The organism is Mesorhizobium sp. PL10, from assembly GCF_053714315.1.
The window spans coordinates 302797-310535 of record NZ_JBSKBR010000005.1; the positions used below are offsets into that span (position 1 = coordinate 302797).

The 7739-nt window shown below is 63.7% G+C and carries 7 protein-coding genes; 2 read left to right on the forward strand and 5 right to left on the reverse strand.

What is annotated here, in order from left to right; genetic code table 11:
* Positions 1–8: 8 nt before the first annotated feature.
* Entirely contained in the window at positions 9–2699 is a 2691-nt protein-coding gene (locus ACWGTO_RS11295) for an ATP-dependent helicase (protein WP_454574925.1), read from the reverse strand.
* Positions 2700–2994: 295 nt separating this feature from the next.
* Between ACWGTO_RS11295 and ACWGTO_RS11300 the strand changes: the two genes are divergently transcribed.
* On the forward strand, positions 2995–5307 hold the full coding sequence (locus ACWGTO_RS11300) for a glucose/quinate/shikimate family membrane-bound PQQ-dependent dehydrogenase (RefSeq protein WP_454574926.1): 2313 nt from the start codon (positions 2995–2997) through the stop codon (positions 5305–5307).
* Between the two features lie 7 nt (positions 5308–5314).
* Here ACWGTO_RS11300 and ACWGTO_RS11305 read toward each other — a convergent pair whose 3' ends face one another.
* Positions 5315–5488 (reverse strand): hypothetical protein, encoded by a 174-nt coding sequence (locus ACWGTO_RS11305; RefSeq protein ID WP_454574927.1) that lies wholly within the window; start codon positions 5486–5488, stop codon positions 5315–5317.
* A gap of 28 nt (positions 5489–5516) precedes the next feature.
* Positions 5517–5657 carry a hypothetical protein gene (locus ACWGTO_RS11310; protein WP_454574928.1) on the reverse strand — a complete coding sequence of 47 codons (141 nt, stop codon included), beginning with the start codon at positions 5655–5657 and terminating at the stop codon, positions 5517–5519.
* A gap of 238 nt (positions 5658–5895) precedes the next feature.
* On the opposite strand from ACWGTO_RS11310, the gene ACWGTO_RS11315 reads away from it, so the two are divergent.
* Positions 5896–6801: a dienelactone hydrolase family protein gene (locus tag ACWGTO_RS11315; protein ID WP_454574929.1), complete on the forward strand. Its 906-nt coding sequence runs from the start codon at positions 5896–5898 to the stop codon at positions 6799–6801.
* Positions 6802–6810: 9 nt separating this feature from the next.
* Here ACWGTO_RS11315 and ACWGTO_RS11320 read toward each other — a convergent pair whose 3' ends face one another.
* Both ACWGTO_RS11320 and ACWGTO_RS11325 read right to left on the reverse strand, forming a co-directional pair.
* Complete coding sequence (locus ACWGTO_RS11320; RefSeq protein ID WP_056582983.1) at positions 6811–7008, reverse strand: hypothetical protein; 198 nt, start codon at positions 7006–7008, stop codon at positions 6811–6813.
* 145 nt (positions 7009–7153) lie between these two features.
* On the reverse strand, positions 7154–7639 hold the full coding sequence (locus tag ACWGTO_RS11325) for a thioesterase family protein (protein ID WP_454574930.1): 486 nt from the start codon (positions 7637–7639) through the stop codon (positions 7154–7156).
* Between the last annotated feature and the right edge of the window lie 100 nt (positions 7640–7739).

Sequence of the window (7739 nt, forward strand, 5' to 3'; positions counted from 1 at the left end):
TGGATTACTCACACTGCCGCGACAAACCCATCCAGCACGCGTTTCTGGCCGGCCTTGTCGAAGTCGATGGTGAGCTTGTTGCCTTCGATGGCGGAGATGTTGCCGTTGCCGAATTTCTGGTGGAAGACGCGGTCGCCGACACTAAAAGCCGAAGGGGTGTCGGACACGGATTTGGCGACCAGTTCGCCATCGATGGTGCGGCCTTTGACCGAGGTGCGGCCGGCGCCGTAGCCGCTGTCGGTTTCGCCATAGCCGATGCGTTCGACCTGGTGGCCGGAGCGGGTGCCCCAGTTGCGGTCTGTGGCCTCGGTGCGGTTGGCCTGCGCGCGCTGCCAGCCGGGTGTCGAATAGGTGTTGGAGAAGGCGCCGGATTTTTCCGTGTCGGCGCCGACATTGTCGAAGCGCGAGGCGCCGTATGGATTCTGCCGGCCGCCACGGCCGGAGGCGAACGAGCCGCCGCCATAGGGATTGCCGTAGCCGCCATAGGAGTTGCCGCTTTCGGCGATTTCGATATGGGATTCCGGCAGTTCCTCGAGGAAGCGCGACGGGATGGTCGATTGCCAGAGCCCGTGGATGAGGCGGTTGGAGACGAACCAGATATGAAGGTTCCTCTTGGCGCGAGTCAGTCCGACATAGGCAAGGCGGCGCTCCTCCTCCAGTCCTGAGCGGCCGCCTTCGTCGAGCGCGCGCTGGTGCGGGAATAGGCCGTCCTCCCAGCCGGGAAGAAAAACGGTCTCGAATTCGAGGCCCTTGGCCGAATGCAGCGTCATGATCGAGACGGCGTCTTGCCCGGCATTCTGCTCGGCATCCATGACCAGCGCCACATGTTCGAGGAAGGAGCGCAGCGACTCGTAGTCCTCCATCGAACGGATCAGTTCCTTAAGGTTCTCCAGCCGGCCCGGCGCCTCGGCCGAGCGGTCGTTCTTCCACATGTCGGTGTAGCCGCTCTCCTCCAGGATGGTCTCGGCGAGTTCGGTGTGTGGCGTGGTCTCCAGCGCCTTCTGCCAGCGCTCGAAATTGGCGGCCACTTCGCGCAACGCGGCGCGCGGCTTCGGCTTCAACTCGTCGCTTTCGGCGAGATTGCCGGCAGCCTCCAGCATCGGAATGCGCAGTGCGCGCGCCGTGTCGTGGATCTGGCGAATGGTGGCTTCGCCCAGCCCGCGCTTCGGCACGTTGACGATGCGCTCGAAGGCGAGGTCGTCGGCGCCTTGCGCGACGACACGGAAGAAAGCCATTGCGTCGCGGATTTCGAGGCGCTCGTAGAAACGCGGGCCGCCGATGACGCGGTGGTTCAGGCCGATCTCCATGAAGCGATCCTCGAAGGCGCGCATCTGGAAGGACGCGCGGACAAGAATCGCCATGTCGTTGAGTTTATGTTTCTGGCGCTGGTAGGCCTCGATGGTCTCGCCGATGGCGCGGGCCTCTTCCCCGGAATCCCAGGAGGCGTGGACGTTGACCTTGCCGTCCTCCGGCTCGTTGCGGTCGGTGAACAGCGTCTTGCCGAAACGGCCTTCATTGTTGGCAATGAGATGGGAAGCGGCGCCAAGGATATGCGCGGTGGAGCGATAGTTGCGCTCCAGCCGGATGATGGTGGCGCCGGGAAAGTCCTTGTCGAAGCGCAGTATGTTGTCGACCTCGGCGCCCCGCCAGCCATAGATGGACTGGTCGTCGTCCCCGACGCAGCAAATGTTTACAGTGCTAGCTCCAATCTCCCCCCTTGTGGGGGAGATGTCGGCGGAGCCGACAGAGGGGGGCGCTGTCCCGCCGGCATGTCGGCTATGGGTATTGGAGGCGTTGCGATCCTTCGCGCCCCCCTCTGTCCTGCCGGACATCTCCCCCACATGGGGGGAGATTGGCTTGCCTTCCGGCCGCTGCGCTAGCAGCCGCAGCCACATATACTGCGCGGTGTTGGTGTCCTGGTATTCGTCGACGAGAATGTATTTGAAGCGCTTGTGGTAGTCCTTGAGCACATCCGGATTGGCGCGGAAGATGCGGATCGGGTGGCACAGAAGATCGCCGAAGTCGCAGGCGTTCAGCGTCTGCAGCCGTTCCTGATAGGCCTTGTAGAGCTCGCGGCCCTTGCCGTTGGCAAAGCTGCGGGCGTCGCCTTCGGGAATGTCAGCGGGGCCGAGGCCCTTGTTCTTCCAGCCGTCGATCATCTGGGCGAACTGCTTGGCCGGCCAGCGCTTGTCGTCGAGGCCTTCGGCCTGGATCAACTGCTTGATCAGCCGCACGACGTCGTCGGTGTCGAGAATGGTGAAGTCCGATTTCAGGCCGGCCAGCTCGGCGTGGCGGCGCAACAGCTTGACACCGATGGAGTGGAAGGTGCCGAGCCAGGGCATGCCTTCGACGGCTTCACCGACCAAAAGGCCGATGCGCTGCTTCATCTCGCGTGCGGCCTTGTTGGTGAAGGTTACTGCCAAAATCTGCGAGGGGAAGGCCTTGCCGGTAGCGAGGATGTGGGCGATGCGGGTGGTGAGCACGCGCGTCTTGCCAGTGCCGGCGCCGGCCAGCACCAGGACCGGGCCTTCCGTGGTTTCGACGGCCAGCCGCTGTTCCGGGTTCAATCCCTTGAGATAGTCGGGCGCGCTGTTGTTGCCGCTGCGGGCAGCCATGGCGCGCGCGGCTATGCCCGACGGGGCCAAAGGCCGCGCATTGGGTTCGTCAAAAAAGGGCATGTCTTCCGAAAAGCCGGACATCGCCCCCGAATGTAGTGATTCGGCAGCGAAAGACCAGAAGTGTCTACGTTTTGTTCTGGTTTGGAAGTCAGATTCCCGGGCTCCGTGTTGAATTGTTGGCCTGAATCCACCCACCCGGGCCAAAACACGTTGGTTGGGAGGAGCCGGCGCGAAAGGTGAGAGCATGCTGGGCTCTCAGCCTATGCTGGCAGGCTTTGCTTGACACACGTGGCTTGCGGGAGAAAGTTGCGCTCGGGGCGGGAACGGGATGCCCTTGCCGCGGCGCGGGACGCGCATCAGTCGAAGGAGTATCGTCTTGGCTGTTGTCATCACCTCCCTCATCCTGTTTCTCATCGGCCTGGCACTTGGTGGCGGTGGCATCAAGCTCGCGATGCTGGGCGGCAGCTGGTATTATGTCATCACCGGTCTGGCCTTCCTGATCGCCGCCTGGCTGTTCTTCCGGCGCAAGTCGACCGCGCTGTGGCTCTATGCGGCGATAGTTATCGGCACGCTGGCCTGGGCGGTGTGGGAAATCGGCTTCGACTGGTGGGAACTGGGCCCGCGCGGTGGTGTGATCGTGCTTCTGGCGCTGTGGCTGCTGACGCCGTGGGCAAGGCGGGGCCTCACTGGTCCCGACGCGCGGGCGCCGCTCATTCTGGCCGTGCTCGCATCACTCGCGGTCGCCGGCTATTCGATGACCGCCGACCCCAAGGACATCGCCGGCGACCTCAGCGCCGACAAGGTGACGCCGACGGCCGATCTCGGCGGCAATGTGCCTCCCGGTGAGTGGCACTTCTACGGCCGCACGCAATTCGGCCAGCGCTATTCGCCGCTCGACCAGATCACGCCGGACAATGTCGCCAAGCTGCAGCCGGCCTGGACATACCAGACCGGTGACGTCAAGGGTCCGGACGACATCGGCGAGACCACCTATCAGGTGACGCCGCTGAAGGTGGGCGATGCGCTCTACATCTGCACGCCGCACAATTTCGCCATCGCCATCGACGCCGCGACCGGCAAGGAGAAATGGCGTTTCGACCCCAAGATCAAGCTGGACAAGGACCGCCAGCATCAGACCTGCCGCGGCGTGTCCTATTATGCCGATGCCAGGATCGCGGCTGGCCAGCCCTGCGCGACGCGAGTCTACCTGCCGACATCCGACGCGCGGCTGATCGCGCTCGACGCCGCCAACGGCCAGGTCTGCGCCTCCTTCGCCGAAGCCGGCACGCTCAATTTGTTGATCAACATGCCGTACCCGAAGTCGGGCTATTATTATTCGACCTCGGCGCCGCTGATCGTTGGTGGCAAGATCATCGTCGGCGGCGCGGTCAACGACAATTATTCAACGGAGGAACCGTCCGGCGTCATCCGCGCCTTCGATGTCGACACCGGCGCTCTGGTGTGGAACTGGGATTCCGGCAATCCGGACCAGACGACACCGCTGCCGGCAGGCCAGACCTACACCCACAACTCGCCCAACATGTGGTCGACGGCGAGCGCCGACGAGAAGCTCGGCTTGCTCTATGTGCCGCTCGGCAACCAGACGCCGGACCAGCTCGGCGCCGGCCGCAGCGCCAATGTGGAGAAGTTCTCCTCCTCGATCACCGCGCTCGATCTCGCCACCGGACAATTGCGCTGGGTGCGGCAGACCGTGCACCACGACCTCTGGGATATGGACGTGCCGGCGCAACCGACGCTGGTCGACATCACCACCGCCGCCGGCGTGGTGCCGGCGCTGGTGGGCCCAACCAAGCAGGGCGACCTCTACGTGCTCGACCGGCGCAGCGGCGAGCCGATCATTCCGGTCAAGGAAGTGCCGGCGCCGGGCGGTGCGATCGAGGGCGATCACACTTCGCCAACGCAGCCGACCTCGGATCTCTCCTTCAATCCGAAGCCACTGACCGGCGCCGACATGTGGGGCATCACCATGTTCGATCAGCTGGCCTGTCGAATCGAGTTTCAGGGCCTGCGCTATGAGGGCCGCTATACCCCGCCTTCCGTGCAGGGGTCGCTGATCTATCCCGGCAATTTCGGCACCTTCAACTGGGGTGGCGTCGCCGTCGATCCGGTGCGGCAGGTGATGTTCGGCATGCCGACCTATCTGGCCTTCAAATCGCAGCTCATTCCGCGCGATCAGGTGCCGCCACCGGATGAAGGCCGCGGCAGCGAACAGGGGCTGAACCGCAATGAGGGTGCGCCTTACGCGGTGGTGATGGGGCCGTTCCTGTCGCCGCTCGGCGTCCCCTGCCAGGCGCCGCCATGGGGCTATGTCGCGGGCGCCGATCTCAGAACCGGCACGATCGCCTACAAGCACCGCAACGGCACGGTCTACGACATGACGCCGCTGCCCTTGCCGCTTAAAGTCGGCGTGCCTGGCATTGGCGGGCCGATGATCACCGCCGGCGGTGTCGCGTTCCTGGGTGCGGCGGTCGACGATTATCTGCGCGCCTATGATGTGACATCGGGCAAGCAGCTCTGGCGGGCCAGGCTGCCGGCAGGCGGGCAATCGACGCCGATGACATACACTGTCGCCGACGGCCGCCAGTTCGTGGTCATCGTCGCCGGCGGCCACGGCTCGGTCGGCACCAAGCCGGGCGATTATGTGATGGCGTATACGCTGCCGAAGTAGCCTTCGCTCAAAGTCCCAGATGGCCCTTCAGGCTGGGCACCGAGCCCAGTACTTCGTTGGTCAGCTTCGGCCCAGCGGCGGCTTCGGCCTGCTGGATCAGCGTGGCGCCGGCCTTCTGGATCTGCGCCATGTCGAGCCCGGCTTTCTCGGCAACGGTATTCACGATGCTCTGGGCGTCCATGCTCTTCCCCCCTCGGTCTTGCTGTCGGTTATCGGGTTTTCGAACGGCGTCGGTCGACCCGGACCTTGACCATCCGCCTGGCGGCTTCCGACGCGGCGGAGCGCAGGGCCAGCAAGGCCGCGCCGGCAAGGACGAGTGCGCTTACGAGGATCGGAGTGGACAAGGTCATGGCGTTGTTCCTTCTCGTCTGGCTGCGGCAACGGGCGAAGCCGCAATCAACCTCTCCTGATATTGTGGCAGCACCATCAACATTCTCTGAAATGACCAAAATGTGATGGCGTCGCGGTTGTTGCAGCTGTGCCACCTGCACGGCCCTACGGCGGAACCGTCACCGACCCGTGACTGGACCGTGCCAGCTTGCACCCTATCTTGATCCGCGAGCTCATGTCTGAGCGAGGAGCACCGCCATGACGAAACCCACCGCCGAAGCAGCCAAGCCCGGTAAACCCGCCATCACCCAGGCGATGATCGACGCCTATGACGAATACACCCATCTGACGCTCGATCGCCGTCGCTTCATGGAGCAGCTGACCAGGCTTGCCGGATCAGGTGCGGCCGCGACCGCGATCGCGCCGCTGCTGGCTGCCAATTCGGCGCGGGCGGCTGTTGTCGCCGACAACGATCCGCGGGTGAAAGCGCAAGAAATCACCTTTCCCGGCAGCAGCGGTGAAATGAAGGGCTATCTGGTCAAGCCGGCGGACCAGTCCGGCAAGCTCGGCACGGTCATCGTCATTCACGAAAACCGTGGCCTCAATCCGCATATCAGGGATATCGCGCGGCGGGTGGCGCTTGAGGGTTTCGTGGCGCTGGCGCCGGATTTCCTCTCGCCGCTCGGCGGCACTCCCGCTGACGAAGACAAGGCGCGCGACATGTTCACCCAGCTCGACGCCAAGCAGGTCACCGCCGATGGCCTGGCGACCATCGCCTATCTCAAGGGCGAGAAGGACGGCAATGGCAAGGTCGGCGCGGTCGGCTTCTGCTGGGGCGGCGGCACGGTCAACGCGCTGGCCGTCAACGCGCCCGATCTTGCGGCCGGCGTCGCCTACTACGGCATGCAACCGGAGGCCGAGGATGCGGCGAAGATCAAGGCGGCCCTGTTGCTGCACTATGCCGGGCTCGACGAGCGCATCGACGCCGGCATCGATGCCTACAAGAAGGCGCTCGACGCGGCGCATGTCGAATACACGGTCTATGTCTATGACGGCGTCAACCACGCCTTCAACAACGACACGTCGGCCGCGCGCTACGACAAGAAGGCAGCCGATCTCGCCTGGGGCAGGACGATCGCTTTCCTGAAGGAGAAACTGGCCTAGCTTTCGGTGTCAGGCGTGGCCGCGTTTCATGCGCGCCTGCTTCAGGATGGCGCGCCAGCGAATCATGTCGAAGGGGATCGGCTCGTTGCTGTTGGCGATGTGGAAGATCTCGTTGTTGACGTTCTTCAACGAGCGCCAGAAATCATAGTCGGTGATACGCGGATCGGCAGCCAACCTGTCCACTTCGACCTTGATGTCGGTTTTCATGCACGTTCCTCGAACCGCCTGTGCCCGCCGCCCGCATCGCAACTTGGATCAGCCCGTTCTCAAACGGTCTGCTGAGTCGTTCAATGGCTCAAATGGTTTGTTAACGTTAAAACCTTGGTAAGGTTAACGCGGGTGCCGGAGGGCTTCAAGCGGTCTTGCGGCGAATGCCGATCGACCGGCCGGCGCGTTCGGGCATCGGCAGGCCTGAATGGGCGGCGCGCATCGCTTCCACCTTGGCCTGCACGTCGGCGGGGAAGGGCGCAACCTTCGGCCCGGACATATCGACATGCAACGACAGGGTTTCGGAGGTGGCGGCGAGCCAGCCGTCGACGTGGTGGATTTCCTGGTAAGCCCGCAGCCGCTTGTCGTCATGGTCGATCAGCTGGAAGGATACGACGACCTTGTGTTCGAGGTGCAGCTCCTGGACGTAACAGACATGAACCTCGGCCGTGTAGATGGTCAGGCGCCGCTCCTTGACATAGTCAAGCCCCATGCCCATCGCCTCGAACGCCTCATCCGAGCAGCGGTCGAACAGCACGTTGTAATAGGCCATGTTGAGGTGGCCGTTGTAGTCGATCCAGTCCTTCTCGATGTCCATCGGTTTGGAGACGAAGGGGGCAGGGATGGGCATCGTTAGCTTCCTTGTTATGGTGCTGGACCGAGTTCTGGCGCTGGACAGGGCGCGGGCCGTGAGACTAGAGCGGTTCACCGTTTCGCGGAAACGGTGAACC

Excerpts from the sequence above, each read along its gene's own strand:
- ACWGTO_RS11295 (WP_454574925.1), bottom strand. The coding sequence starts at position 2,699 with ATGTCCGGCTTTTCGGAAGACATGCCCTTTTTTGACGAACCCAATGCG.
- ACWGTO_RS11305 (WP_454574927.1), bottom strand. The coding sequence starts at position 5,488 with ATGGACGCCCAGAGCATCGTGAATACCGTTGCCGAGAAAGCCGGGCTC.
- ACWGTO_RS11310 (WP_454574928.1), bottom strand. The coding sequence starts at position 5,657 with ATGACCTTGTCCACTCCGATCCTCGTAAGCGCACTCGTCCTTGCCGGC.
- ACWGTO_RS11315 (WP_454574929.1), top strand. The coding sequence starts at position 5,896 with ATGACGAAACCCACCGCCGAAGCAGCCAAGCCCGGTAAACCCGCCATC.
- ACWGTO_RS11320 (WP_056582983.1), bottom strand. The coding sequence starts at position 7,008 with ATGAAAACCGACATCAAGGTCGAAGTGGACAGGTTGGCTGCCGATCCG.
- ACWGTO_RS11325 (WP_454574930.1), bottom strand. The coding sequence starts at position 7,639 with ATGCCCATCCCTGCCCCCTTCGTCTCCAAACCGATGGACATCGAGAAG.